Origin of the sequence: Vibrio nigripulchritudo ATCC 27043 (genome assembly GCF_000222685.1) — a bacterium.
Taxonomy (GTDB): domain Bacteria; phylum Pseudomonadota; class Gammaproteobacteria; order Enterobacterales; family Vibrionaceae; genus Vibrio; species Vibrio nigripulchritudo.
This window is the reverse complement of sequence record NZ_AFWJ01000275.1, coordinates 1-24,531: the sequence shown is the minus strand read 5'-3', so window position 1 is coordinate 24,531 and position 24,531 is coordinate 1. Positions and strand designations below refer to the sequence as shown.

Sequence of the window (24,531 nt, the reverse complement as noted above, 5' to 3'; positions counted from 1 at the left end):
TGTTACAGTTTTTTCAGGTCAATCCTTGGATCGACAAAAGGTGAGAGAAGATCAGCCAGCAAATTCCCCAACACGATGGCAACTGCAGAGACCAGTGTGACGCCCACAATAATGGGGATATCAACACGCTGAATCGCTTGCCAAGCTAGCTGCCCAATTCCGGGCCATCCAAATACAGACTCAACCACTACCATGCCCCCGATGAAGATACCTATATCGATAGCGATCATTGAGATGATCGGCAAAATCGCGTTAGGAATCATGTGTCGGAAGATGATTCGGGTTTGGCTGAGCCCTTTGGCTTTTGCAGTCCGGATATAGTCCTGATGCAGTACTTCAATCATTGAAGAACGCATCATTCGCGCATACCAACCGCTTCCCAGTACACCGAGTGTGATGGCAGGCAGAACCAGATGTTTCCATTCGCCATACCCACCAATCGGGAACCAGGACCATTGCACTGCAAAGAGATAAAGAAACATCATTGCAGCCACAAAATGGGGCGAAGAAACGCCCACAAAAGAGAAGATCATTAAGCCTCTGTCCAGTGCGCTATTGCGCTTGAGCGCCGCCACTATGCCAAGGCTTAATCCGATAACCAGTTCCACACCAATCCCCGCAACCATGAGTTGCAAAGAGGCAGGCAAACGTGCCGCGATCAGCTCCGAAACCTCGGTTTTCTGTAGCCATGATCGCCCCATATCGCCTTGCAGCAGATTGGTTAAGTAGCGCCAGTACTGTTCGTAAAACGGCAGATTCAAACCCAACTGCTCACGTATGTTGGCAACGGTTTCTGCTGTGGCACTTCGACCCGCAATCTGACGCGCCGGATCCGCCGGTAACAGATACAGCAGAAGATAGGTAATGAAAGTCACGCCAAGCAGAATCAGAGCGGCGTGAAACAATCGCTTGATCAGGTAGTAACTCATCCCGCCTCTCTCCCGTTTAACGTTGGGTCCAGCGCATCACGCAAAGCATCCCCGAGAATGTTGAAGCAAAGGGACAGCAGAATAATCACGCTGCCGGGGATAAACACCAGCCAGGGAGCAACGCTAAAGTAGGTCTGGTTTTCAAAAATGATGTTTCCCCAACTCGGAATGGGCGGCTGCACCCCAATGCCCAGATAAGACAGCGTCGCTTCAAGAAGCACGGTTGTTGAAATGCCCAGTGTTCCCCATACCAGCATGGTCGGCACTAAATGAGGGAAGATGTGAGAAAGCAGAATTTTCCATTCTGGTACGCCAATCGCTTTCTCTGCGGCGATGAAGTCTTTCTCGCTGATTGCAAGGGTTTCGGAATACACCACTCGGGCAATTTGTACCCAGTTCACCATGGCGATCACCATCGCCACTATCCATAAACCGGGGGTAAAAATGGCAGCCAGTGCAATTGCCAACAGCAAGGCAGGAAACGCCATCATCAAATCGGTAAAACGCATCAGCGCAGTGCCAACCCAACCTTTGAAATAGGCGGCAATCACACCCACCGTGGTTCCTATCAGAATCGCTACACCATTGGCTACTACACCGATGAGTAATGAAGTCTGAGAACCGTAAATGATGCGAGAAAGTAAGTCCCGACCAAGAAGATCCGTTCCCAGCCAGAAAACATCGTTTGGAGGCAAAGGTGCCCCTTCTAAGGTCAACCCTTCAAAGAACTGCTCTGTCGGATCGTAAGGGGCAAAGATGGACGCGCCTAAAGCCAGCGACACGATCACTACAATAATCATTACCGAAATGCATACAGATGGTCGCGAAAGCAGAGATTTCCACATTAGCCTTCTCCTCGCAGCCTTTCATAGGCGACATTGCCCTGAGTCAGCTCAATGCATACCTGCTCAACAGGTACATTTCGCTGCATAGAATAACTGCGAAGTAATTCGTATGCCTGTGACTCGGAGATCTGGTGCTTGTCCATTACCCCGATCACTGCCTGAATAACGACAGGTCTTAGCTTGTGCCGCATCTTCAAACTTTCTAGCTCTTGATGCATTTTGGCTTGTTGCTGAGAAAGCTTCAGGGCCATATGAAAAGCCGCATACAGCCCCGTCTGATGAATGGGCTTACCCACAACCGACATCGCTCCCATGGCAATGGCGCGCTCAATTTCGGTCGGCGAGCCGTGAGCTATCAGCCCGACAATTGGCAGTGCCTGCGGAATGGCTTTTTGAGTATGCATATCGCTGAAATAGTGCTGCACATCGATAAGCAGTAGATCTGTTTTCGTATTGTCGACAGAATCAGTAATGTGGCATTCGATGCCCATTCTTTCTGCCGCTTTTCGGATTTGCCCACATGTACGCTCATCTCGCGAAACTACGGTGATTTTGTCGATGGAAAGGGAAGCATTGATCATTTGACTACCCTCAGCTTGACTGAACTATTCAGTGGTTCCATATCAGTAAGAAACTGCTGTGCTATCAGATACGGATTCGGTTCGATAGGTGGGTAACATTTCACGGTTTTGAAGTCATCACCGTCACGCTCACCGATAAAGCATGGCAGTATCGCGTGCTGGTTTTTGGCAATCATTAAAGTGTGCCCCATGGGTGTGTCTGTACACACTTTACCTAAAACGGCACGAATAGACGTGACATCGTCACTTCCAGCAATAGCGATGGCATTCGCCAGACTCAGAATAGAAAGATAAGCGCCGACAAAGTTACTTGAGACCGGCTCACCGCATGACATGGCCATTTTCACCTTTTCAGTGAATTGGGGGTTCACCGACTGGAAAAAAGTCAATGCAGTAAACAAACGCAGGTTAGGCAAGGCGCGAATGCTTGCTAACTCACATTCACTGAGGTTGCTGCTCAAGACTGGGAGGGATTCGGCGCTCCATGCATCATTCAATTGATGCAAAAACGCATAGCTGGATTCACCAACTAAATTATTAATTACGAAATCGGGTTTCTGCGATTTGATGTTCTCGATAGACAGCCTGAAATCGGTGGTATCAAACCGGTAGTAGGTGTCCTCGATGATTTCTCCACCAATACTGTCGATGGCATCACGAGCAATCCGGTTACTCTCCCAGCCCCAAATATAATTGGAGCCCAGTAGCGCCACTCGTTTTCCAAAACGAGGAACCGCATACCGAAGGATTTGCAGCAAATTCTGGTTTGGACATGCGCCGTGATACACCACATGCTCATCGCATTCGTAGCCTTCATATGGGCTGCCATACCAGAGCAATGCCTGATGCTCGTGCACATCCGGGATCACTTCTTTGCGAGCACTTGATGTTATGGTGCCTGCAATGTGCCGGATACCGCTTTTCAGCAGAGATTGCGCGCCGTTTATGTACTCATCCAGATTGCCCTTTGGGTTCACATGAACCCCTTCAAGCTGAAATGGATAGCGATCATCTGCATTGACCTGCTCAATGGCATAAGACGCACCAAGAAGCGCATTGCTTGCAATCCTTCGATAGGTGCCGTCTGTTGAATACAGCAATCCGACGCGATACGTTTCCATACGTAATCCCAGTTCCACTATTTCGTAAATAAAAAGTTCGTAGTAAAAAAGTCCGTAAATAAAAAAGCCTAAATGAATTCGGGTCAGCGAATTCATTTAGGCTTCATTACCTTTGCTATGCATTTTTTGAGGCTGACCTGATCCTGATATCAGAGCTCAATGTGTGCGCCTGATTTGGCTCGACAGGCAACAACACGGTACAGGTTACTGCGCCTTTTCAGTCGGCTTCTAGCACCTTGTACACGTGTAATGATTACACCTTACTTAAAATGTGGTCAATAAAGAAAATCGATTTACTCTTTTATAAATCTTAGAATTGATACTTATATCTTGATATTTAAATGCGCTTGGTTGAGTAACAGATAAATGAACAAAGCATAACTAATCATATACTTAATATGATTCTTAAATTAGGTAGATGAATAAATATGATTTGGGCATTTGCTCTTTCTCATTAATGAAACAAATTGAATCTTGTACTTTAAAGGCAAGGTTTCGTGTAGAAGAGCCAGAGGAGTAAGAACACTATTGAACCCAACGAAACAAAATATCTGGGAGCCCCTCTTCATTGTCACAACTGCCTCCGCATGCAACAAACCCGAGAGATTGATAAAAGCGTATTGCTCGCTGATTGACTTCAAAAGTCCTCAATTCGAGGCAACCTGATGATTGTTGCTTGGCTAACTGAACCAAATGCTGCCCTATGCCCTGGTTTCGGCAGTCAGATCGAATATAGAGCTGATTGATCTCTTTTTCGTTAAACGCAATAAAGCCAATAGCGCGGTCTTCGTGATTGGTGACAACACGGATTCGATAAGAAAGAGGAAGGATGTGGCTAAGAAAATGTAGATGAGACTCAAACGAATGGACAGGGCTGATATTGAGCACCTCTTGCATGGTGCTACGCCAAAAACAGGTGATGTCTTCAGCGTACTTTTCTTTAAACTCAACAACTTGATACTTCATAGGCGTTCATAAACCGAGTAAGACCAGTAATTTTCGCCATTTGACTCAACTTTTTTCCATCCTTTGGAGCTCAGTTCTTTGGCGATCAATCGATTCATTATGCCATGCCCAAGCAGAAAAACCGACCCGTGCTCAGTCGCATACTGATGCAGTTTTCCGGCTCCGGTTTGCGCCCTCGCTCTGGCAGTTTTGATTGACTCACCATTAGTAGCAAAGCCAAACAGCCATAAAACACGTAATGCAACTGCCCATGTGAAGAAGGATAAAAAGGGCCACGACCAGTTAAAATAAGGCAATGGGGATTCGCGAAAAACCGCATCGGTTTCGTGAATTTCTTTCAAGCCTAACTTTTCTATCGAGCCAATGGCTCGGGGCAAGTCGCTACTTAGGGCAAACTGACAACTCTGGGAAATCACCAGTGAGGAATGTGGAATGGTCTGAGATTTTTCAAGCGCTGACTGTTCGTATTGCTCGACGATTTTTCCCAGTTTTAATGCTGAAAACTTTTGCTTTTTCAATGCATCAAGGTCGAGCTCAGGTCGCCCGTGACGCATAATCACTATTCTCATAAATACTGCTCGTTAAAAAAATTCTGAGAAGATTAACTTTTTCAATCTAAACAGCATATTAAGTAAATTTTAGCGAATTTCGTACAATTCCAGAGGTAAGCCGTCAGGATCCTGAAAGAAGGTGAACCGACACCCGGTAAATTCGTCAACTCGCACGGGTTCCACTTCAATATTGTTTTCTTCAAGATGACGAATAACCGGGTCTAGATCATCAACAGAGAATGCGAGGTGGCGTAGCCCTCTGGCTTCAGGCTGTGTGGGTCTTAGGGGAGGGTTTGGAAAGGAGAATAATTCAATCTGGTTTCCGTTGGGCAAGCGTAAATCCAGCTTATACGATTGCCTTTCTTCACGATAATTTTCTGCAACCACTTCCAACCCTAATACGTCGCAATAAAACGCTTTAGACACCGCGTAGTCGGAACAGATAATGGCACAGTGATGAATGGCATTTAGCATGACGAAACTCCTTCTTCATTTTTATTGTTCAAGCATTCGTCCCAGTACGGAGGCGTGCCGTAACTTTCGACAAGAAAATCGATAAACACCCGAACTTTCGGAGCTAACTGGCGCGAACTTGGATACACCGCCCAAATCGCGGTGTCCGACTTAAGCGGATAATCGGCAAGGATCTGTACTAAATCGCCACGCTTTAGGTGTTTGTACACACTCCAGGTAGAATTGATAGTTACTCCGAGCCCTTCTGCGCAGGCATCCCGCACGGCTTCTCCATTGTCAGCCGTGAAATTGCTGTAGGTTTTGACTGCCAGCGTTTTATCGCCCAACTCAAATTGCCAGGTGTCGAGCCCCATCAAGTGGATACACTGATGCGTTTTTAATTCGTCGGGTGTCTTAGGTTCACCATATTCTTTGAGATAATCAGGTGACGCACACAAGATACGGTTATCTGGCGCCAGCTTTCGGGCAATCAAGCTGGAGTTTTTGAGCTCTGCATTTCTGATCGCAACGTCAAACCCACCTTCCACTAAGTCGACAATCGCATCTGAAAACCTTACATCCAGTTGGATATCGGGGTAGCGAGACAAAAACTCTTTAAGTACGGGCATGAGGTGCATACGACCAAACGAAGCGGGTGCTGTGACTCTGAGCGTTCCTGCAGGGTGTGTTTGCCCTGCCCCAACAGAAGCTTTCGCCGCTTCAATGCTCGCCAGTACTTCTTCTGCATATGGCTGGAAAATTTTGCCTTCTTCGGTGAGAGAAACTTTCCTAGTTGTTCGGTGCACCAGCCTGACACCTAACCCTTCTTCCAGCTTACTGATGTAAGAGCTGGCCACAGCAGGAGAAAGATTAAGTTCTTTACCTGCTACGCTGATGTTGTGAGTCACCGCTACTCGCAAAAACAGTTTGAGATGTTCAATATTCATAATGCTTTATTTTCAATATTATTTTGAAAGTGAATATATTAAATACACTATTATCAAGTTACGACATACTAATTACAATTTCATGCAGAAATTCTCACAACGGACAGATCGCAATGAAAAAAACAATCTTACTAACAGGCGCTACCGATGGAATTGGTTTAGAAACGGCAAAGATGCTCTACTCGGATGGGCACCACGTGCTATTACATGGTCGAAACCCATCTAAACTGGCAGATACCGAGTCTCTCCTGTCCAGCCTTGGTGGTGAAGGTTCATTCGAGCGATACGTTGCAGATTTGTCGACGATCAGTGGAGTGAAAGGCTTAATAAGAGACATTAAAAACAAGCACAGCCACCTTGATGTCGTGATAAACAACGCTGGCGTTTACACCACGCCCCATACCGATACTGAAGATGGTCTGGACATTCGTTTTGCGGTGAACACGTACGCGCCTTACCTGGTCACGAAAGAGCTATTGCCTTTACTTGACGGAAACAGCAGAGTCGTCAACTTGTCTTCGGCTGCCCAGTCTCCTGTTAACCTTGGTGCATTGAGCGGTCAGTCTAAGCTTTCTGACAACGCCGCCTATGCGCAAAGCAAGCTGGCACTCACTGCCTGGAACCATCACCTGGCAAACACTTTACCGAAGCCTGCTCCTGTTCTTATTGCCGTCAACCCGGGCTCGCTCTTGGGCAGCAAAATGGTTAAAGACGCCTATGGCATTCCCGGTGGAGACATCCGAATCGGCGCGGAAATTCTGACCCGAGCTTCACTTAATGAAGAATTCGCGCACGCTAACGGACAGTATTTTGATAACGACTCCGGAAAGCTGGCACCACCACACCCAGACGCAACCAATGCAGCGAAAGTTGAAGCCATTGTCAGCACAATGGAAGACGTTTTGAAAAAGCTGAGATAATCAGTAGTGGAAATGAACAAAGGGCAGTGAGAACTGCCCTTTTATGTTTTCGCTTGTTAGGTTATACCGACAATACGCGGGAGACCGCATCCTGAATCTGCCCGGCAGATGCATTTCGGTCCAGGCTGAAAGCGACGTATTGGTCGCCGCGTAAACTCATTGCGCGATCCACTTCAGCCAGACAATGAACCATGTTTCCATCAAGAATAAATGAAAGCTCGATTTCTTTGCTGGTGACGAATCCGTTGTTACGGAACTCGATTTCCTGATAACAGCCTGACTTAGACTGGAAGGTGTTTGCTCGCAAGTGCCCTTTTTCAACATCCGCTTTTACCATGGTAAAGCCTGCTGACTCGATTGCTGAAATCACGTTCGATACCACTGGTAAAGGCTTCACTTCAACCAAATCGCGATCTTTTGGATCAATAGCAAAATCGATATCCAGAGTCGTTTCTACCCAGACATGACATTGGTTATGTAAGGCGTTCAGCGCAGTAACGGGCGTTTCTTCGTGAAGCTTCAGTTCAAAATCAACCTGCTTTTCCTGCCCCGGACCAATAACAAACGGGTCTACCGCTTGTAGGTGCCCTAGCACAAACGACGGGTAGCTTGTGCCACTGTCAGACTCTACTTTCACCTGAGTGCAAAGCTTCAGTTTAATAGCATCGATTTGTTGCTCAACGTCTCCACCCTGAATATGAACGGTGCCTTTTAAGGTATCACCCTGCGTTACGCTCATGTTTTGCAACACAGTGTCGACCTTTGCCGCTCCAATACCCAATGACGCTTTCAACTTTCCTAACATATCGAATCCTTATAATTTGCTTACGACCATTAACTGTGGGCTGTAGCACGTAGATTCAAGTGTTGGTATTGATACATCTGCCAGAATGCTAAGTAGGATCAGGAAGCTTTAGTTCATGAAATCAATCCAGACCGTTCGGTAAACCACATAAGCGTAACAACTTTATCTCGTCTCTCATTTACTCAAATCATATCTCTTAAGTAACTTTCAATTCATCCCACCTCAAAATACAAACACATCAAACCATTTAAAAAACAAAGCTAGACTTTTTATTTAATAACCTTAAATACAAAAAGTTAAATCAAAATTCACATGACAAGAATTTTATTTTGATTTAAGTGTTGAAAAAATAATTTAATGTAATACCATAAGCAAAAATAAAGGTACGACATGAAACAACCTTAAGGAAAAGCCTCTACGTTATTCAGAGCGATTCCATGTACCTCTGTAATTTAACTTCCTGTTCCACTAACTAGCTATTTGGAAAATGTACAAATGAAAAAAGCAATTCTAGCAACTGCATTACTATCTACTTTCTCTATGGGCGCATCTGCAGCCATCAACGGTGACATCGTTGAAGTAAACAAAATTGACGGTCTACTCAAAGAAAACAACCTAGTTGCTCGAGAAAGTGCAGATGGCGTAACTCGTATCTTTGCAAACAATGGTCAAAACAACATTGCTGAAATTCGCCGAAATGCAGACGGCACATACACTTTGCATGACAATCATGAGAATTCTGGATCGGTGAATCTAAAAGTGAAAGACGGAATTGTTTCTTTTGCTGATGTAGAAAACAAACCATTGCCTGATGCAGACAAAGCTCGCCGTGATGCTGAGATTAATCAAAACAAAAACGACATTGAAGAAGCGAAGAAACGTGCCGAGAGCGTTGATCGCGCAATCAACAATATCGAAGATGCTATTTTCCACGGTGGCAACGAAATCGTAAACGCTGCATCAGCAATCGACAACCGCGTAAACTCTCTAGAAATTCAGTTCGAGCAAATGGCTCAAACTCAGCTTCAACAATCTCGTCGCATCGATCAAAACGAAGGCAAAATGTCTAACGGTATTGCTGGTGTTGCTGCTATGGCTAACATCCCAACTGTTACTGGTAAGACTACATTTGGTGCGGGTGTTGCAAGATTCAATGGCTCTAACGCTATCGCTATCGGTGCGAGCACTGGTTTCGAAAACGGCATCTCTCTGAAAGGTTCTCTGTCTTACGCTAAAGGTAAGTTCGAGCAGAAAGATGTAGTTGTTGGCGCAGGCATCGGCTACAGCTTCTAATCTAAATTCCGTCCGTATATATGCTGTATCTCGCTACAAAATGTATAAATTTACTTTGTAGTGAGATACGCATTTCAATAACAAATCATTAAGAGTCAGCACCTTTCCCTGCATATTCAATGTACCAAGTACCATGGCATGGACCATTCTGTAGGTTCCATTCTCCCTGGATTTTATTGCCCTCTGCAATGCCGGAGAATCGGTAGTCCCACTGTGGGTGGCTAGCATAGAGTCTGAGCTGGTTGGATTCAGAGATCCATCCTTTAAGTGAAGTGCCATTGTAGGTTAAAACCAGATGGACGAAGCCATCAACCACATGTCCTTCAATGATTGTTCGCTCACACATATTGCTGTTGGATTCGTCGAGTCGACGACCGACCCATTTTCCATCGAAAGCGTTGGAAACAGCGAAATCGGGTTCGCTTGGCAGTTTAGGAAACGAATCGGGATTGCTGGATGCAAACCAGCCTAACTGGCTTCCTGCAATTAAAAACACCACAAAGCCGCCACCAAGTAACTTCATCCCAATTTTTTTCATCTGACATCCAGCTCGTTGTAGTAATAACCCTATGAAAGATAAACTTTATATTGGGATAACAACACTTATTGGATGGGGAATGCGACTCGCTTCTCAGTAGAAAATCGCTAGCCAGACAGTGGTCTCGTTTGGCGAGGTTTCTGCGACTTTGTGCTTCTGGTGCGCAGGAATATTTAGGTAATCACCTTTCTGCAATGTGACACTTTTACCGTCTTCAAATTCGATAACACCATAGCCAGATAAAACCAGTACCCATTCATTTTCTTCCTGGTCATACCAACCCGACTCAGGTGATGACTGCCCTTTAGAGAGAATACGTTCAATTCTTATGTTTTCTGTTTTCACCAGGTCTTCAAAGATTTCTTCGGGGAGTTGGGACGGAATGTTGTCAAAGAGATTAGCCATACTGAGGAACCTTCATTACTTTTTCTCCAGTTTATCTGGAGTTTCATGTGGTTACCTCGACCAGTACCTAAGAATTCGCTTATCACTCAGCCAGCCTTAACAGCTGGCTGATTATATTTTTCTATGCCGACTGCGACGTTATTTCACCTTCTTTTGCACCAACCCACTTGCTGATGGGTGCAGAAAAAATGAACCTCAGCTTAATCATTTCGATGATTTTCATAGCAATAAGAGGAGCCACAATGGCAACCAAACACCCAACAATTAGGTGGACTGAAAAAGACTGAATACCTAACACTTTGGTGAGAACAACTCGGACCCCACTCCCCGCCAGAATGTGCATAAGGTAAATGCCCATGGATGCTGACCCGATATAGCTTAGCCAGCGCAAAGAGCGCTTTTCTAAGACCATAGATAAAGACACCACAAACACAATTGAACTTATAGCTAGAATCAACGAAAGCAGCCCACGTTGGCTGTAGTTCATACCCCATATTCCGTGGTATCCAGCTTGCAATGCCACGAAAGTGACAAAGGAGATCAACAGGAACTGGGGCTTCGCAAAAACACTCTCTCTGGAGTACACGCTGAAAGCAATACCGAAGAAGAAATACACTAAGTTTTGGTACAGGTAGTTCAGTAACTGAACGTCAGGTAGCAAGGTATTGAAGATGTAGATCAGAGCAGTACCAACAAACAGAATCGCAGTCAGAGATCGGGCAGCAAACGAATAGATGAAAGTACTGACCACAAAAACCAGAAACAGAGCATACAGGAACCAGAATTGTGCGCGGGGCTCCCAAAGCAGCGCAAATACTTCGCTAAAAGTAACGTTGCCATTGGTATAGTTAGACAATACCGCTTCTATTCCCCCCTGAAAGATCGACCACAAAACATAGGGATAAAAAATCGTGTCTATTTTGCTGAAAATCAGCCTCTTCGAGCCCCTTTTCTCAAAAGACTGATAGAAAAACAACCCCGACAAAAAGAAAAACAGCGGCATGTGAAAGCTGTAAATCACGCTATCAATCAGTGAAAAATGCGTCGGTGACATTTCAATTCCGGCGTTTTGTAGTCCGCGAGCGACATGCCCGTAAACCACTAAGATGATCCCTATCCCCTTGGCGTAATCCACCCAATTCGTTCTATTTTCCACGACGATTCCTTAGTTGCTGTTATGCAGTTCTTCTGTTCGAAGATGAGCAAGCAAAATCCGTCTAATCGAACATGAATTGAAGAACTGATTGATGCAGCGACCATACTCAAAAACGGATGTAAGGAAGTGACTTGATTGTGAGACTTGGGAAAAAAAGTTGAGCTAAATTTTTAACTTTAAGAGAAAAGAGAGCAATTCAAACCATTACAATTCAAAACTTTAGCAACGATTAGCAGCAAGCTAAAAATTTAATTAAAAGCTCAAAAATGGCCAGCATGAAGAGTAAAATGCTGCTTTATACACAAGCAGCATGGACGGAAAAATCAGATGGGGTGACGCTCTCAAATCCAGCGTCGAACTGACTTGCTGTAGTCTTCGTACTCCTCACCAAACTTACTACGCATCATGTTTTCTTCAAACGCGATATACCAGCGGTCGGCGATCAGTATAAAAAGCCCCACGATTGCAAATGAGGAAATGGCGGCACCAAATAAAATTGCAAATCCGACAAGAGCAACCGTAAACCCCAGATACATTGGGTTTCGCGTGTATTTAAATGCCCCAGTAGTCACCAGTTTGTCGGGTTCGCCAAAGGTCATGATGTTGGTTTGTTCTTTGCGAAATAAAGCACTGCTTTTGGCAGCCAAACCAATACCCGCGAGCACCAATGCACCACCGAAGAAAATGGCGGGTTGCCCGATTAGATGCGGAGATCCTAAAGGCCAACATACCAACGCCATGACGATAATAGAAATGAGGAACAGATAGGGGGGAAGTAACTTTTTCATTGGCATTTCCTTAGAATTCATTGACCACACAATGACGCCCAGTCTAACGTTCAAGGATTCGACTACCTTAACCTATGTTAAGCCCATATCTCGGCGAATTCGGGAAAGGGTCACATCGGTAATGCCTAAATACATTGCAACATGGCGCAACGGGATTTGAGTGCTTTCATCACCAAATTCCACCAAAAAATTCTGGTAGCGAGTTTTTGCATCCAGCATCAACAGCTCCGCTTCGCGCCGTTCTTTCTTCAAAACCAGTTTTTCGTAAATCCTTCGGATGAATGTTGCCCAGAACAGGTCATGCTCTGAAAGTTCGACCAGTTTGGAGTATGGAACGGAAGCGGTTATACAGGGAGTAATGGTTTCAGCATAAAGCGGGCTAGGGCTGCCCTCTACGATGGAACTGATACTGGTAAACGCACCTCCAGACCGCACTAAAGATTTGTTGCGCTCAACTCCCTCTGCATCGAGATAGAAGTAACGACCAATACCGGAAAGCAGAAAATGAACATCGGATACGGACTCTCCTTCTGAAAAGATCCGCTCTTTGTCTTTTCGATCCAAAACAGAAAAGTATTCCATCGAATCTTCTGGCAGTGGATGCTCTGGAACCACAGCACTAAGAAACCTATTTAACCTTTCTGAATTCTGCTTCACTTTCATCAATTCCTATTTAAAACCGTTTTGTATCATATTATCCGATACCCAAACGTCTCCAAGTTCACACCAGCCAAAACCATTGACGATTGTATTCTCCACTTTGCGTGAGATCTCTAAGTAGAATGGCTCATCTTTTAGCAAGGTGAGCACTTCTTCTTTCTGCGCTCTCTGGAACAATTCTGTCAGGTACTTTTCAGCTTCTTTCAAATCTGGTGTATTTCGGATTTTGCATAACTCCACATCGTATCTGCCCTGTTTAAACGGAAACAAAGTAAGGAACGAGAGCCAGGATACGAAGCGGTCATCTTCCTCTATCACGCTACAGAAAACGGTGGTGAATTCCCTGTTGTATTGAGCATAAGACACCTCTTTACCCTCTGATTTCGGATAACGGGTTTGGAAAATGGTTCTGCACTCAGAGTTATCTTCATAACTGATTCGTTCATTTGAATCATCTTGGGAACTGGAATTGCGAATTTCAATAAAAGTGGAGAGCTTTTTACTGGTTATTCTCTGAGTCTTTTCAGGCAGCTTTACGCACAATTGGTTAACTGCACAGACTTTACTTTCCGCCCATTCAGGGTAAACCCAAAGTTCCACACGTTCGACGAAAGGAACTTTGTGGGTATAGCCAGTATGACGAGCCAGTCGAAGCATTTTGGAAGAAAACACAGCGACAGAAAAAGCCCCAGATCCCACTAAGCCACCTTTGACAATCGCTTTGTAAATCGACGTTTCTGCTCGTGAAAACAAACGCGGTAAATGCCAGTCTGTGCCATTAAGCTGTATTTCAATAACTTCAGGAGACAGGGCTTTAATGGTATTGATATGTTGGTAGAGCCGAGACCAGTAACGGCTGCCAATCAAAGCACTGAGGCAACGTACCACGTCATTGGTAGTCAGTGATGTTCCATCGTGAAACTTGGCACCACTGTGAATTTGAAATCGCCAGCAAGTCCCGTCGGCATTGCTTTGCCAGTGATAGGCAAGATCCCCTTTTATCTCTCCTTGAGTAATTCTGGTAAGGCACTGACAAACCTGAGTCACCAAGAATCGCTCAGTCCGCCGCAATGATTTTAAGGGATGTAAGTTTTCCAGCTCTCGGTGAAATGGAATGTACAGAGTTCGTTGTATGCCAGGCTCACTTCGCGATAGAAATGCCTCCAGCTCTTTGCCTGAATCACGTCCACCAAACCCAAGCAAGTTCAGAAGCTGATCCACACTGCCGCTTTCAGCCATTGGTTGAGCTAATTGGTAGCACGCATCTATTGGTTCTTTCAAACAGGATAGGGTCGCCTTTTTATTTCGACCAGATTGCGCTTCCCATTTCAGCCACCCCAGCGCCACCAGCTTTTTTATAAGTGTCTGGACATAGCGTTCACTCACATGAAGTAGCGCCGCAAGTTCACTGAGCTGACAAGCAGAATCTCCCGGACCGTACGCACGAAAGATCCCTTCATATATTTCCAGTTTTCTTCTTTGGTTTGCCATTGTTTTTTAAGTTAGGTGTCCGTATCCAGACGCTTTGAGTCCTTGCTCCATCAACCTCAATACTTGCTCTGTGATCGCAGGTTTTAAAATGTCCGAATCCAGCTTGCCCTGCAATACCAGTTCAGAGAAATGATCGATTTCGTATTCAAACCCATTGCCATTCTCCGGAGTAGTAAGAGACAGAGTTTCAGTACCATGGGTAATGTCAATGTTTAGTGGGTTCCACCATTTATCGTGAATAGTAATGGTGACACCTTCTCCTGTCAGAATGGCTTTTCTGGAAAGGTTCTGCATAATGGATGCGGCAATCTCCCCTTTAACGCCTTGATGAAATTCAAAACGAGCATCTTCATCGACTTTGGATTCGGGGTGATGGGTTTTCAAAGTAACTTCAGGTGAGTGCACTTTCTCTCCTAGCGAGTCACACAAATCGCAATACAACCAGAGCGCATACACGCCAACATCCAGAGTCGCGCCGCCTGACAAATCTGGATTAAAAATAAACAGGCTCAAATCAAAGTCGTGATAATTACCAAAACCCGCTTCAATTGACGTCAACGATATTTGATTGGTAACCAGATAAGATTTCAACTCCCGATATGCAGGAAACGCTACCGTCTTCATCGCTTCAAGCAGCAGAACCCCATTTTCTTTCGCCAATGCACGCATTTCCAGCCAATCGGCGACATTGGTAAATGCAGGTTTTTCTACCAATACATGCTTTTTATGCCTTAGAAACACTTCCACAACAGGCTTGTGATATGGGTGAACGGTAGCCACATACACCGCATCCAATCCGGGATCACGAGCCATTTCTTCATAGCTTCCAAAACACCGCTGACAACCGTAGTTCTTTCCAAACTCACTTGCCCGAGTCTCACTTCTGGCAGCCACAGCGTAAAGTTCACCCTGCTTGCTATATTCCGTCAGCGCCTTTGCGAATCGTTGAGCGATATTGCCCAACCCAGCAATTCCCCAGCGAACTTTCTGACCCTTTTCCTGCATATTATTCTCCATGCTTTAGCTCAAGACAGTTAAGAAAGTGTATCGCTGAACGTTGCACTTAAATATGGAACAATTCTGCGGAACTGTTCCAGTTTTATCAAACCAAAGGGCAATACTTACGTGCTACTTGGTTAGCTCAAATACTTTTATCCTCATGCTTGAGAACGAAAAAACACTGAAAACCTGAATAGTGCATAGCAACTTCCTGATTATCTCCTATTGATAAAATAAACATCAATTTATCAACCTCGTCAGGGAAGGGAGGAAGCATGCTTGTGATCACCAACCGAAATATTCAGAAAAGCCACTTTGTGAACGGAATAGGCGATCATCAAGCCTTTGGAGAAGGGTTCAACAGTAAAGGACCAAACGAGATCCGGCTGGCGAAAGCAGAGAAAAACGGGGATACATGGCAGGTAAACATGTTAAAAGAACCCTCCAAGCTGACTCACCAAAACTTACCTTCGAAGCACGCTCTGGTCGAATTACGGCAGTCGATGCAAGCCAGTGACAAAAATGGCGTGTTGTTTGTGCATGGATTCAACCAGTCTTTTGAATCCAGCTTAAACAAAGCTCACGATATTGAAACGCTTTATGGTGTTGAAGTAATTGTATTTTCCTGGCCATCGAATCCGGGGGGTTTTGTCACCAAAGAGTATCGAACAGCTAAGCGAAACGCGCTGGCTTCTATTGGCGCACTAGACGCAGCGCTCGAAAAACTTGGCGCATACCTTAAAGCTCCGTTTGATAAAAACGCACTGAAATCCTGTCACACTAAATTCTCGCTGATGACCTACAGCCTGGGTAATTTTCTGTTCCAGAATTACGTGAACAATGCTCTTTATGAAGATGAAACCCGCATTTTCGATAACGTGGTTTTGTGTCAGGCAGACGTCGATAATTCAGACCACGCATGTTGGGTGGAGAACATTGAAGCGGGAAAACGCGTGTATGTCACCATCAATGAAAATGATGGTGTTTTGAAATGGTCCGACGCGAACTTTCAAAAAGACAGACTGGGAAGAACTGCACGTAACCTGACTGCGAAAAACGCGGCGTATTTTGATTTTACGGATGGACCGGGTGTCGATAACACGCATGGTGTTTTCCATGTGTATACCAACGACGTGGTTAAAGGGTTCTTTCAGTTAGTCCTCAATGGTGAACGGGGAGAACACACAAAAGGGCTAACATACGATCAACGTAAAAACGCCTATCGGTTCTAGATCAAGTCAAATCAGGCTAAGTGAGTTTGTGCACTTAGCATATACTCAAGTAGCCTCAAGATGCTAGGTTCAGCGAGTGTTAACTGGTTTTCAGGCAAGGCACCGATTTGCAGATCTAGTGGTTCTAAATCAAGAATCGGTAACGAAGTATAAAAGCCAGTTAAACTCGCCCTTGGGAGCTCATATACTGTCTCATTTCGTCGTCAAAGAATTTGGAAAGGACTCGTCATTCCGCTGCATTCTCTTCCTAGAACTGAAACAGTATATGAAGCTCTGAGCCCTGCAACTTGAGGTCACTTGAGTATAAATACAATTACTCTGTCGCCTCGTGAATCGTCTCTTTGGTGTCTTTCCAGATCTTAGATGAATCTTCTTTCACACCATCCCAAGTTTTGGCGCAACCGCCGAGAAAAAGAGCCATTACCACGGCAATAAGAGAAGCTTTCATATTGTTTTTCCTTAACTAAAAATCTTGACGACAAATCATAGCAAAACCTAACGACCTTTCTTAATCAATCTGCTGCATACTTTAGGGACATTTTTACTTTCTTTAGACATTCTTATATACCATTAAAATTTCTATTTGAGTAATTAGTCATTTCTCAGGCATTCTTATTCTTCAATAAGCAATAACAAAAGGATTTCAAATGCTTTCGACGTACATAGCCGGTTTTACTCTTGGGTTGTCTTTGATTCTGGCTATCGGTTCTCAAAATGCCTTTGTGCTTAAACAGGGCATTAAAAAACAACATGTCTTTCTGGTGTGTCTGGTTTGTGCGAGCTCAGATGCCTTCCTCATTTCGTTGGGAGTTTCAGGGTTTGGTGTTTTGGTTAAGCAATTCCCCATCATCGAACAAGTCGCCCGTTTTGGCGGGGCTGCGTTTCTACTTACCTATGCATTTCTGAGCTTCAAATCGGCGTTTAAAGAATCCCATGCCATGAATCTGGCAGGAGAATCTGAATCGTCATGGAAAAAAACCGTTCTGATTTGCTTAGCCTTTACCTGGCTTAACCCGCACGTTTACTTAGATACCGTGGTGTTACTGGGTTCGATTTCTACTCAATATGAGTCCACAAAACTCTATTTTGCTCTGGGTGCGATCAACGCCTCATTCGTGTTCTTTTTTAGTCTTGGATATGGTGCCAGATTGCTTAAGCCATTGTTCCAAAAGCCGACTTCATGGAAAATACTGGAATTTCTGGTTGGTGTGATGATGCTTTTTATCGCCCTTTCTTTGCTAGTCAATTAAAAAAGCAGTGAGCAAAAGCTCACTGCAACCTCAATACTGAGGAAACGTTAAAGAACCTTATTAACGTAAATCTTCAATATCTAATTGCGCATCTTCTAGCGCATCATCCACCGATTTACCTGTCAGCCAGATTGATTGAAGCTCTCGGTTTAAAACATCCTGGATAGCTCCGTATTTAACAGAAGGTGGGGTATCACCTACTATGTTTGCCGTTTCTACGTACTCACTTCTATGAGGTAGTTTTTTGTATTCGCTAGAGTTCAATACGGACTGACGAACAGACATATGCCCAGTTCTTGCCCAGTCCAGATTGTGTTTGTAAATCCAAGCTAGTGTTTTCATGGCTGCATCATACTTTTTCGCATTCTTTTTCACCGCTGCTGGCATCACCCAAATGTGAGAGTCAGCCCAGGTAGCTGGTACGGCGAACAGCTGTGGAAAACTAGCGATATGGTAATCATCCAATGCGACTTTGGTATCCGCAGACTGCTGATCGTAGTAGTCAACAACCCATGTCCCGTTAACTAATACCGCCGACTGCCCTTCCAAAAAAGCTTGCTGAGATTCAGCGTAATTCAGTTTAGGATTGGCATAACCGGATTTGAACAGATCATTAATGGCGCTTATCGCCTTACGTGCCTCAGGCGTATCAACCGTGACAGACTTCTCATCAAAGATATTGCTGTTTTGCTGCCATAGCAGAGCCAGTACCAATCGAACGCCAATCGGGAACTGAGCAAAGTCCGCGGCAAGATAATCCTTCCCTGTTTTCTCTTTCATTTGTTTTGCGTGAGCGAGTAGTTCTGACGGTGTAGAAGGCAAGATAGGTGACCCGCTATCATCCACTAGCCCAGCTTTCTCAAACAGTTTTTTGTTTACGTGCCATAGGTTTGCGTGGAAGTCCATTGGTACACCAAAGACCTTGCCTTGGTACGAAACCGCCTGTGTCGCTCTGTCAGTCCAGTCACTTGAGTCGATCCCATATTTCTTCAGCTCTGCTTCACTGAGTTCTGCCAGAATACCGATGCTCGCAAACTCCGGTACTCTGTGTTTATGCATAACGTGAACATCTGGTGGGGTTCCCCCTGCGTAGCTGGCTTTGATCTGATCGTAGTAATTCCCCCAATCTGTCGGAAGTGTCGTAACACTGACTCCGTTGTCTTCTTTGTCGAGTGTTTCAATAATAGATTGAATAATGCACGCCTCACCCACCGCATCAGCCACCACTGGGGAGGGATTTTCACACGCGCCAAAAAAACGACCTAGTGTGATCTCGGTATCTGCTGATATCGCTTCGGTAGATAAACCAGCGAATATAACTGTTGTCATCAATTTGATTTTCATTTCAAACTCCTTTGATAGACTGGGCAGAACCCAGTGTTCCTTAGCCGTGGCATTACTTGCCTATGTTATTTCTCTCCACCTAACGCAAAACCTTGAATGATATATTTCTGGAACATTAAATAGGCGGCAATTACGGGTAGTGATGCAAAAACACCCGACGCCATAAGCCTGCCCAATCCTTCTGACTGCGCAAAGTTTCCTTGTATGGATGCAAGACCAACGGTGATGGTAAACATGTCTGGTCTCTGTGCAGAAACAAGAGGCCACAGGTAATCATTCCAGGAATAAAGAAACGTAATGATGCCAAGCGTAGTGAGTACCGGTTTAGCCAGGGGCATGAAAATATAGATAAAGCAACGCACATGCCCAACCCCATCTAATCTTGCTGCCTCAGTCAGGTCCTCAGGTATTTCCTTAAAAAACTGAGTCATCATAAAAACGCCTATGGGTAACGCAACCCTGGGTAAAACCAATGCGCTGTATGTGTTATGCCACCCCAAATCTGCAAACAAGGTATAAAGAGGAATGAATATGGCTTGTTCAGGAATCACCAACCCTGCTAACACAATTGGGTAAATCACTTTCTTGCCAGAGAATTCAATACGGGCAAATGCATACCCCGCCAGACTGGATAGCAAAAGCACCAGAACAGTTGTGCTGCCGGACACAATAACGCTGTTTAAGAACCACCATGGAGTTTGACCATAGGAAAGCAACGACTGGTAGTTTTCTACAGTAAATGGAAAAGGGACCAGTCCAAGCAAGGTGTTACCTGTGTCTCTTGCAAGCAGCTCATTCGGCTGAAATGACAATGACACCATCCACAAAAAAGGCATTAGCCAAATCGCTGCAAGCACGACAAGTAAGCCCAAGATCAGCGTATTCATTCGTCTTGGATTTAAAATCGAGAGTGTATATGTACGTTTTACATTGGATTTCATGACTCTCCCTCCGATCGACTTAAGCGCATGTGCAATACACTAAAAAACAACATCAATATGAAAAGAATCATGGCCATCGCTGACGCATAACCGACCTCGGAGTCTCTGAATGCAGTCTGATAAATGTAACGAACTAACACTTGAGTACTGTCTCCAGGTCCACCGTTAGTCATAAGGTGGGATTGCCCAAAAACTTGAAAGTGAAGAACAATCAACATAACAACGACGAAACTGGTGGTTCGCCGAATAGAAGGTAAAACAATGTACCAGGTAAGGCGCCATCCTTTAGCATTGTCTAACCTCGCAGCTTCCAACCTGTCTGCAGGAATTGCCTGAAGCCCAGATAAAAACACCACAAGTGCAAATCCAAGCGACCACCAAACGGTTGTCACCACAAGAGCAGGCATGGCTAAGTTTTCATCAGTAAGCCATGATGGAGCCGTTAAATTCAGAGATTTTAGGATGTTGGCGATAAAGCCTTGCTGAGGGCTGTACATCATTTGCCATATCAGGGTAACGACTGTTACCGACAATACTTGTGTGCCGAAAAAAATGGTTCGCATTAGCGCAGCAAAGCGGGTTTTCTGGTTCAGTTTCATGGCTAAAACAAGCGCCAAAACCGTTATCGATGGGACAGTTAAAGCAACAAATTCCAGAGTATTAAAGACTGAATGCCAGAATCGACGGTCTCCCATCCTCAATCGGCTTCCTGCGTCTATTCCCAAAACAAAAACGGCAATAAAAAAGACAAAAGTAAGTAGAGTAACTTTTGCCAAAGAAAAGGATCGGCGCCATTTCCATGCAAAGTAAGCCGTCAAAGCGATGAGGGGGAGTCGTAAGTACCATAACTGGCTGATATCAAAGTCCCACCGACGCGGAAGCAGTAGTTTGTAATAGTTGTCTAACCCTACAAAGGACTTAGCGTTTGAATTGAAAGCAACTTCGAGCAAGTTCCAGTCATGCAAACTTATCCAAACGCCTTTTAAAAACGGATAAAGCAGAAATACCAGCATCAAAGAAACGTATGGAGTAATAAACGCCCAGCCCAAGATATTTTCTTTTCTTTTTCTTAAGTTAGACATTTTCATTTATGCTGTCCCCGGAGGTAAACCTGCAAATCATCTGCACTTCTTGCTGGCTATATGGCGTACCATCTTCATCGAGAAAGTCATGGAACCAAGTATCTCGGTTGTTTGTTCCCACATTTATTGATGGCCAAGGTAACGACGTTTGAGTTTTCCCCCGAACTAACCCCCACTGGGTAACACCTATTGAATACTTTTGCATAAGAGGAAGTATAGACTCGTAAGTCGAGTCACAATGTCGGGCGAGCCACTCCGTACACATCATTGGGCGGTTATACTGAATTAGCTTTGCAATGATGGAAGTCATATCTTCCTCACCGACATAAGCATGAAAAGTCACAACGTCGGAAAGGTTCAGACACATTTGATCAGTCGGGTGTAAAAATGCTTTTTTACCTGCATGTTCACTAGGTACGTGCCACGCTCCGATGGTAAGAGGTTGTTCTGGTCCCACCTTTCTTGCCCAGTAAAAGCAATGCTCGGCAAGGGAGTGGCTGTATTGCTCTAGCTCATCTGAAAATTCAAACTCTCCGTAAGGAGTGAATATCATTCGATTGGTTGGCTCGTTATAGAGATCCCACATTAACACCCGGCCATCACTTCCAAACTGACCAACAATATCCGTCACATACTGCTCAATGTCTGACCACACAGACGTATCCATGACGAGTCGTCTGCCCGGAGATCCCATCGCTCTGCTGTTGTGAACGTTAGGTAAAGGAGGTTTTTGCTGACCTGTGTGCGCCTGTTCTCCGCCAAATTCACAATCATCCAGCAAGGTTAAGATAACTTTGATTTTTTGCTTCACACAAAGAGAGAGAAAAGTATCAACTCGAGAGATAAGTGCTCCGCTGTCTTTCTGCCACTCAACAAATGGTAAATTTGTTCTCAGGCAATTGAACCCTGCACTTTTTGCCCACGAAAGCTCTTGCGCTATCGTGGGAACATCAAATGTTTCTTCCGCCCACATTTCGTTCCAGTTAACGGCGGTTCTGGGCAAATAGTTAAACCCACATAGCCTGGGTTGCTTTTTCCACCAGCGGTTTGCCTTTTCTTCTGACCATCGAGCAATTTCACTTCCTAGTTTCATTCAAACAACCTAAATCCTTTCATTGAACATTGACCTTATAACTAATATATTTAGCTAATATTATTAGTTGATCAAATATTAATCACATCAATGTGATCTAGCACTACTTTCTTTTTCTAATTTGTTCGTCTTCCAGAGCTGACAAGTAAACTAGAAACCGTGATTGATATGGATGTGGATGAGAAAGAACCTAAGATGAAACGAGTCACAATGACCGACATTGCGCGGGCAGCAGGAGTATCGCAAGGCACAGTCTCACTGGTACTTAATGACTCACGCTCAATCAAACTGGCTGAAGAAACACGAAAAAGAGTACTTGAGGTTGCGCAGGAGCTCGGATATTCAAAAAAAGTGGTTCAAGACCACAATAGAAAGAGAAAGATAGCCGTTATTGTTAATGATCTTGTCAGCCTTGATCCGTTTGTTGACGCTGTCGATGCCATCACAGAAACCGCAGCAGAACATCAACGCATTGCCGTTCTTTTTAATACTGCAAATAATGAGCATCTTGAAGATGATATTTTCAAGGAAATAGCCAGTAACGATTACGATGGCGTCATAATCGCTTCGTCCATGACACGTCCACTAGACAGAAATCACCGATTTCCAGAAGATAAACCCGTCATACTCCTCAACTGCTTTCTCGAATCCAGTAACAAATTCTCTTCTGTCATTCCCGACGATCATACGGGTATGTATAACCTGACAACTCACCTTATTGAACGCGGCTACAGCAATATTGCGTTTATAGGTGGAGAAGAATGGATGCTTGCCACGCAAAAGCGCCGCTCTGGCTTTTTAAAAGCTCACGAAGAGAAGCAAATGACGGTCAATGAGCACTGGCAAATAAGCGGTGATTGGTCCATGAATAAGGCCTACCAAGAAACACTGCGGCTATTGAGCCAAAAGAATTATCCTGATGCTTTTGCGTGTGCCAGTGATCTAATGGCATTAGGGGTTATCAATGCGCTTTTACAGCAAGGCATTCGAATACCTGAAGATGTCGCTGTATGTGGATACGACAACCAACCAGTTTCAACGGATTGCCACCCTACGTTAACCTCATACAGTTTACCCTATGAAGATATGGGGAAAATGGCTGTTGAGCTGTTGCTGCAAAAAGTCGATGGTAATATCCAATATTCCGCTAAATATGAAGCTCATGGGGAGCTTAAAATTCGAGAATCCACCTCACCAAAGTCTTAGTAATAATAAGGATGCCCATGAAATCCGCACTCGTTGTGATTGATGTACAACAAGCTCTTATTGAGCCAGAACCAAAGCCTTACGAGGCATATGAAGTCATAGAAAGGATCAATACTGCCTCTGAATGGGCGCGCCGAAACGATATCCCTGTCATCTTTATTCGACACGAAGCACCAGATTCTATCGTTGAACGTCATAGCCCGGGCTGGCAAGTTCACGAAAAACTGATTCAGGCAGCATCAGATAAGTATGTAAACAAAAATACTCCCGACTCTTTCAACAATACGGAACTAAAAGAGGTACTGGACGATCTGAGTATCGACCACCTTTACGTTTGCGGCTACGCGACCGAGTTTTGCGTGGATACCACGACGCGCCGGGCGGCTGGTTTAGGGTATCCCATCACTCTGTTGGCGGACGCGCATACCACTCATGACAAACCTCATGCGAGCGGTGCCGTAATTCGAGAGCACCATAACTGCACCCTGCCTTCAATACGGAGTTTCGGCGTTAAGATCGAAAGCGTTAAGGTAGAAACGATTATCAGCTAAAGGTATACCTAAAAATCTCAGGGAGAGAAAATGAAAACACTGGTCGTGGTTACGCACCCATTAAAAACCAGCCTTTGTCAGTATCTGGCTAAAAACGTCATTGAGCACCTAGAAAAACAAGGTCATGAAGTAACGGTCAAAGACCTCTATCAAGAAAATTTTGAACCTGCGCTTAGCGAATCTGAACGAGGAAGCTATTACAGCCAGAACTTTCAGCCTGAACAAACCGCAGACGACATTCGCCAGTTGGAAGAAACTGAGTATCTGGTACTCGTTTTTCCAACCTGGTGGTTCAACTTTCCAGCCATTTTGAAAGGCTGGTTCGATCGCGTTTGGGTACCCGGTCATGCCTATAACCATTCCCCAGACATGAAAGCCATCACC

At 44.7% G+C, this 24,531-nt stretch carries 28 protein-coding genes; 7 read left to right on the top strand and 21 right to left on the bottom strand.

Features of this window, described 5'->3' with window-relative positions; all coding sequences use genetic code 11:
- Positions 1-2: 2 nt before the first annotated feature.
- The 8 genes from RH89_RS20230 to RH89_RS20195 form a co-directional block, all read right to left on the bottom strand.
- The gene (locus RH89_RS20230; RefSeq protein ID WP_004405921.1) at positions 3-929 is read right to left on the bottom strand and encodes an ABC transporter permease; all 927 of its coding nucleotides are present in this window, start codon (positions 927-929) and stop codon (positions 3-5) included.
- Positions 926-1,774, bottom strand: a complete 849-nt coding sequence (locus RH89_RS20225; protein WP_004405920.1) for an ABC transporter permease — start codon at positions 1,772-1,774, stop codon at positions 926-928. The genes RH89_RS20230 and RH89_RS20225 overlap by 4 nt, the downstream gene beginning before the upstream one ends.
- Entirely contained in the window at positions 1,774-2,355 is a 582-nt protein-coding gene (locus RH89_RS20220; protein ID WP_004405918.1) for an ANTAR domain-containing response regulator, read from the bottom strand. The genes RH89_RS20225 and RH89_RS20220 overlap by 1 nt, the downstream gene beginning before the upstream one ends.
- Positions 2,352-3,476: a transporter substrate-binding domain-containing protein gene (locus RH89_RS20215; protein WP_038146849.1), complete on the bottom strand. Its 1,125-nt coding sequence runs from the start codon at positions 3,474-3,476 to the stop codon at positions 2,352-2,354. Before RH89_RS20215 ends, RH89_RS20220 begins: the two co-directional genes overlap by 4 nt.
- Before the next feature lie 525 nt (positions 3,477-4,001).
- Positions 4,002-4,442, bottom strand: a complete 441-nt coding sequence (locus RH89_RS20210) for a GNAT family N-acetyltransferase (protein WP_004405915.1) — start codon at positions 4,440-4,442, stop codon at positions 4,002-4,004.
- Positions 4,439-5,011 (bottom strand): histidine phosphatase family protein, encoded by a 573-nt coding sequence (locus tag RH89_RS20205; RefSeq protein ID WP_139063328.1) that lies wholly within the window; start codon positions 5,009-5,011, stop codon positions 4,439-4,441. Before RH89_RS20205 ends, RH89_RS20210 begins: the two co-directional genes overlap by 4 nt.
- A gap of 69 nt (positions 5,012-5,080) precedes the next feature.
- Positions 5,081-5,467, bottom strand: coding sequence for an SMU1112c/YaeR family gloxylase I-like metalloprotein (gene gloA2 / locus RH89_RS20200; RefSeq protein WP_004405913.1), 387 nt, complete (start codon positions 5,465-5,467; stop codon positions 5,081-5,083).
- Positions 5,461-6,393: a LysR family transcriptional regulator gene (locus RH89_RS20195; RefSeq protein WP_004405912.1), complete on the bottom strand. Its 933-nt coding sequence runs from the start codon at positions 6,391-6,393 to the stop codon at positions 5,461-5,463. The genes gloA2 and RH89_RS20195 overlap by 7 nt, the downstream gene beginning before the upstream one ends.
- Positions 6,394-6,506: 113 nt before the next feature.
- Here RH89_RS20195 and RH89_RS20190 point away from each other — a divergent pair, with 113 nt between their 5' ends.
- The gene (locus RH89_RS20190) at positions 6,507-7,313 is read left to right on the top strand and encodes an SDR family NAD(P)-dependent oxidoreductase (RefSeq protein ID WP_004405911.1); all 807 of its coding nucleotides are present in this window, start codon (positions 6,507-6,509) and stop codon (positions 7,311-7,313) included.
- 61 nt (positions 7,314-7,374) lie between these two features.
- On the opposite strand, the gene RH89_RS20185 is transcribed toward RH89_RS20190, so the two are convergent.
- Positions 7,375-8,118: a sporulation protein gene (locus RH89_RS20185; RefSeq protein WP_004405910.1), complete on the bottom strand. Its 744-nt coding sequence runs from the start codon at positions 8,116-8,118 to the stop codon at positions 7,375-7,377.
- A gap of 495 nt (positions 8,119-8,613) precedes the next feature.
- Here RH89_RS20185 and RH89_RS28855 point away from each other — a divergent pair, with 495 nt between their 5' ends.
- Positions 8,614-9,411 carry a YadA C-terminal domain-containing protein gene (locus RH89_RS28855; RefSeq protein ID WP_004405909.1) on the top strand — a complete coding sequence of 266 codons (798 nt, stop codon included), beginning with the start codon at positions 8,614-8,616 and terminating at the stop codon, positions 9,409-9,411.
- A gap of 88 nt (positions 9,412-9,499) precedes the next feature.
- Here the strand turns inward: RH89_RS28855 and RH89_RS20175 are convergent, their stop codons facing one another.
- The 7 genes from RH89_RS20175 to RH89_RS20145 all read right to left on the bottom strand — a co-directional run bounded on the left by RH89_RS20175 (position 9,500) and on the right by RH89_RS20145 (position 15,454).
- The gene (locus RH89_RS20175) at positions 9,500-9,949 is read right to left on the bottom strand and encodes a hypothetical protein (RefSeq protein WP_004405908.1); all 450 of its coding nucleotides are present in this window, start codon (positions 9,947-9,949) and stop codon (positions 9,500-9,502) included.
- A 93-nt stretch (positions 9,950-10,042) separates the two neighbouring features.
- Complete coding sequence (locus RH89_RS20170; RefSeq protein WP_004405904.1) at positions 10,043-10,354, bottom strand: cupin domain-containing protein; 312 nt, start codon at positions 10,352-10,354, stop codon at positions 10,043-10,045.
- Positions 10,355-10,475: 121 nt separating this feature from the next.
- On the bottom strand, positions 10,476-11,510 hold the full coding sequence (locus RH89_RS20165; RefSeq protein ID WP_004405903.1) for an acyltransferase family protein: 1,035 nt from the start codon (positions 11,508-11,510) through the stop codon (positions 10,476-10,478).
- 341 nt (positions 11,511-11,851) lie between these two features.
- Positions 11,852-12,298 carry a methyltransferase family protein gene (locus tag RH89_RS20160; RefSeq protein ID WP_004405902.1) on the bottom strand — a complete coding sequence of 149 codons (447 nt, stop codon included), beginning with the start codon at positions 12,296-12,298 and terminating at the stop codon, positions 11,852-11,854.
- Positions 12,299-12,370: 72 nt separating this feature from the next.
- The gene (locus tag RH89_RS20155) at positions 12,371-12,961 is read right to left on the bottom strand and encodes a Crp/Fnr family transcriptional regulator (RefSeq protein ID WP_004405901.1); all 591 of its coding nucleotides are present in this window, start codon (positions 12,959-12,961) and stop codon (positions 12,371-12,373) included.
- Positions 12,962-12,967: 6 nt separating this feature from the next.
- Positions 12,968-14,449 carry an SgrR family transcriptional regulator gene (locus RH89_RS20150; protein ID WP_004405900.1) on the bottom strand — a complete coding sequence of 494 codons (1,482 nt, stop codon included), beginning with the start codon at positions 14,447-14,449 and terminating at the stop codon, positions 12,968-12,970.
- 6 nt (positions 14,450-14,455) lie between these two features.
- Positions 14,456-15,454 (bottom strand): Gfo/Idh/MocA family protein, encoded by a 999-nt coding sequence (locus RH89_RS20145; protein ID WP_004405899.1) that lies wholly within the window; start codon positions 15,452-15,454, stop codon positions 14,456-14,458.
- Positions 15,455-15,723: 269 nt separating this feature from the next.
- Here RH89_RS20145 and RH89_RS20140 point away from each other — a divergent pair, with 269 nt between their 5' ends.
- Positions 15,724-16,680, top strand: a complete 957-nt coding sequence (locus RH89_RS20140; protein WP_004405897.1) for an alpha/beta hydrolase — start codon at positions 15,724-15,726, stop codon at positions 16,678-16,680.
- 313 nt (positions 16,681-16,993) lie between these two features.
- Here RH89_RS20140 and RH89_RS20135 read toward each other — a convergent pair whose 3' ends face one another.
- Positions 16,994-17,128, bottom strand: coding sequence for a hypothetical protein (locus tag RH89_RS20135; RefSeq protein WP_004405896.1), 135 nt, complete (start codon positions 17,126-17,128; stop codon positions 16,994-16,996).
- 199 nt (positions 17,129-17,327) lie between these two features.
- Between RH89_RS20135 and RH89_RS20130 the strand changes: the two genes are divergently transcribed.
- Positions 17,328-17,930, top strand: a complete 603-nt coding sequence (locus RH89_RS20130; RefSeq protein ID WP_004405895.1) for a LysE/ArgO family amino acid transporter — start codon at positions 17,328-17,330, stop codon at positions 17,928-17,930.
- A 60-nt stretch (positions 17,931-17,990) separates the two neighbouring features.
- Here RH89_RS20130 and RH89_RS20125 read toward each other — a convergent pair whose 3' ends face one another.
- The 4 genes from RH89_RS20125 to RH89_RS20110 form a co-directional block, all read right to left on the bottom strand.
- Positions 17,991-19,274 carry an extracellular solute-binding protein gene (locus RH89_RS20125; protein WP_004405894.1) on the bottom strand — a complete coding sequence of 428 codons (1,284 nt, stop codon included), beginning with the start codon at positions 19,272-19,274 and terminating at the stop codon, positions 17,991-17,993.
- Positions 19,275-19,339: 65 nt separating this feature from the next.
- Positions 19,340-20,215: a carbohydrate ABC transporter permease gene (locus tag RH89_RS20120; protein ID WP_004405893.1), complete on the bottom strand. Its 876-nt coding sequence runs from the start codon at positions 20,213-20,215 to the stop codon at positions 19,340-19,342.
- Positions 20,212-21,303, bottom strand: a complete 1,092-nt coding sequence (locus RH89_RS20115) for a carbohydrate ABC transporter permease (protein WP_004405892.1) — start codon at positions 21,301-21,303, stop codon at positions 20,212-20,214. The genes RH89_RS20120 and RH89_RS20115 overlap by 4 nt, the downstream gene beginning before the upstream one ends.
- Positions 21,290-22,390 (bottom strand): cellulase family glycosylhydrolase, encoded by a 1,101-nt coding sequence (locus RH89_RS20110; protein ID WP_004405891.1) that lies wholly within the window; start codon positions 22,388-22,390, stop codon positions 21,290-21,292. The genes RH89_RS20115 and RH89_RS20110 overlap by 14 nt, the downstream gene beginning before the upstream one ends.
- 195 nt (positions 22,391-22,585) lie before the next feature.
- Between RH89_RS20110 and RH89_RS20105 the strand changes: the two genes are divergently transcribed.
- From RH89_RS20105 to RH89_RS20095, 3 genes are all read left to right on the top strand, one after another.
- A complete protein-coding gene (locus RH89_RS20105; RefSeq protein WP_038146829.1) occupies positions 22,586-23,596 on the top strand; it encodes a LacI family DNA-binding transcriptional regulator in 1,011 nt (336 codons plus the stop codon).
- 17 nt (positions 23,597-23,613) lie between these two features.
- Entirely contained in the window at positions 23,614-24,147 is a 534-nt protein-coding gene (locus tag RH89_RS20100; RefSeq protein WP_004405888.1) for a cysteine hydrolase family protein, read from the top strand.
- Positions 24,148-24,177: 30 nt separating this feature from the next.
- On the top strand, positions 24,178-24,531 hold a 354-nt coding region (locus RH89_RS20095), incomplete at its 3' end, for an NAD(P)H-dependent oxidoreductase (protein WP_004405887.1).

What these genes read in the sequence shown, in the direction of transcription:
- RH89_RS20230 (WP_004405921.1), bottom strand. Translation starts at nt 929, where the DNA reads ATGAGTTACTACCTGATCAAGCGATTGTTTCACGCCGCTCTGATTCTG.
- RH89_RS20225 (WP_004405920.1), bottom strand. Translation starts at nt 1,774, where the DNA reads ATGTGGAAATCTCTGCTTTCGCGACCATCTGTATGCATTTCGGTAATG.
- RH89_RS20220 (WP_004405918.1), bottom strand. Translation starts at nt 2,355, where the DNA reads ATGATCAATGCTTCCCTTTCCATCGACAAAATCACCGTAGTTTCGCGA.
- RH89_RS20215 (WP_038146849.1), bottom strand. Translation starts at nt 3,476, where the DNA reads ATGGAAACGTATCGCGTCGGATTGCTGTATTCAACAGACGGCACCTAT.
- RH89_RS20210 (WP_004405915.1), bottom strand. Translation starts at nt 4,442, where the DNA reads ATGAAGTATCAAGTTGTTGAGTTTAAAGAAAAGTACGCTGAAGACATC.
- RH89_RS20205 (WP_139063328.1), bottom strand. Translation starts at nt 5,011, where the DNA reads ATGAGAATAGTGATTATGCGTCACGGGCGACCTGAGCTCGACCTTGAT.
- gloA2 (WP_004405913.1), bottom strand. Translation starts at nt 5,467, where the DNA reads ATGCTAAATGCCATTCATCACTGTGCCATTATCTGTTCCGACTACGCG.
- RH89_RS20195 (WP_004405912.1), bottom strand. Translation starts at nt 6,393, where the DNA reads ATGAATATTGAACATCTCAAACTGTTTTTGCGAGTAGCGGTGACTCAC.
- RH89_RS20190 (WP_004405911.1), top strand. Translation starts at nt 6,507, where the DNA reads ATGAAAAAAACAATCTTACTAACAGGCGCTACCGATGGAATTGGTTTA.
- RH89_RS20185 (WP_004405910.1), bottom strand. Translation starts at nt 8,118, where the DNA reads ATGTTAGGAAAGTTGAAAGCGTCATTGGGTATTGGAGCGGCAAAGGTC.
- RH89_RS28855 (WP_004405909.1), top strand. Translation starts at nt 8,614, where the DNA reads ATGAAAAAAGCAATTCTAGCAACTGCATTACTATCTACTTTCTCTATG.
- RH89_RS20175 (WP_004405908.1), bottom strand. Translation starts at nt 9,949, where the DNA reads ATGAAAAAAATTGGGATGAAGTTACTTGGTGGCGGCTTTGTGGTGTTT.
- RH89_RS20170 (WP_004405904.1), bottom strand. Translation starts at nt 10,354, where the DNA reads ATGGCTAATCTCTTTGACAACATTCCGTCCCAACTCCCCGAAGAAATC.
- RH89_RS20160 (WP_004405902.1), bottom strand. Translation starts at nt 12,298, where the DNA reads ATGAAAAAGTTACTTCCCCCCTATCTGTTCCTCATTTCTATTATCGTC.
- RH89_RS20155 (WP_004405901.1), bottom strand. Translation starts at nt 12,961, where the DNA reads ATGAAAGTGAAGCAGAATTCAGAAAGGTTAAATAGGTTTCTTAGTGCT.
- RH89_RS20150 (WP_004405900.1), bottom strand. Translation starts at nt 14,449, where the DNA reads ATGGCAAACCAAAGAAGAAAACTGGAAATATATGAAGGGATCTTTCGT.
- RH89_RS20145 (WP_004405899.1), bottom strand. Translation starts at nt 15,454, where the DNA reads ATGCAGGAAAAGGGTCAGAAAGTTCGCTGGGGAATTGCTGGGTTGGGC.
- RH89_RS20140 (WP_004405897.1), top strand. Translation starts at nt 15,724, where the DNA reads ATGCTTGTGATCACCAACCGAAATATTCAGAAAAGCCACTTTGTGAAC.
- RH89_RS20135 (WP_004405896.1), bottom strand. Translation starts at nt 17,128, where the DNA reads ATGAAAGCTTCTCTTATTGCCGTGGTAATGGCTCTTTTTCTCGGCGGT.
- RH89_RS20130 (WP_004405895.1), top strand. Translation starts at nt 17,328, where the DNA reads ATGCTTTCGACGTACATAGCCGGTTTTACTCTTGGGTTGTCTTTGATT.
- RH89_RS20125 (WP_004405894.1), bottom strand. Translation starts at nt 19,274, where the DNA reads ATGAAAATCAAATTGATGACAACAGTTATATTCGCTGGTTTATCTACC.
- RH89_RS20120 (WP_004405893.1), bottom strand. Translation starts at nt 20,215, where the DNA reads ATGAAATCCAATGTAAAACGTACATATACACTCTCGATTTTAAATCCA.
- RH89_RS20115 (WP_004405892.1), bottom strand. Translation starts at nt 21,303, where the DNA reads ATGAAAATGTCTAACTTAAGAAAAAGAAAAGAAAATATCTTGGGCTGG.
- RH89_RS20110 (WP_004405891.1), bottom strand. Translation starts at nt 22,390, where the DNA reads ATGAAACTAGGAAGTGAAATTGCTCGATGGTCAGAAGAAAAGGCAAAC.
- RH89_RS20105 (WP_038146829.1), top strand. Translation starts at nt 22,586, where the DNA reads ATGAAACGAGTCACAATGACCGACATTGCGCGGGCAGCAGGAGTATCG.
- RH89_RS20100 (WP_004405888.1), top strand. Translation starts at nt 23,614, where the DNA reads ATGAAATCCGCACTCGTTGTGATTGATGTACAACAAGCTCTTATTGAG.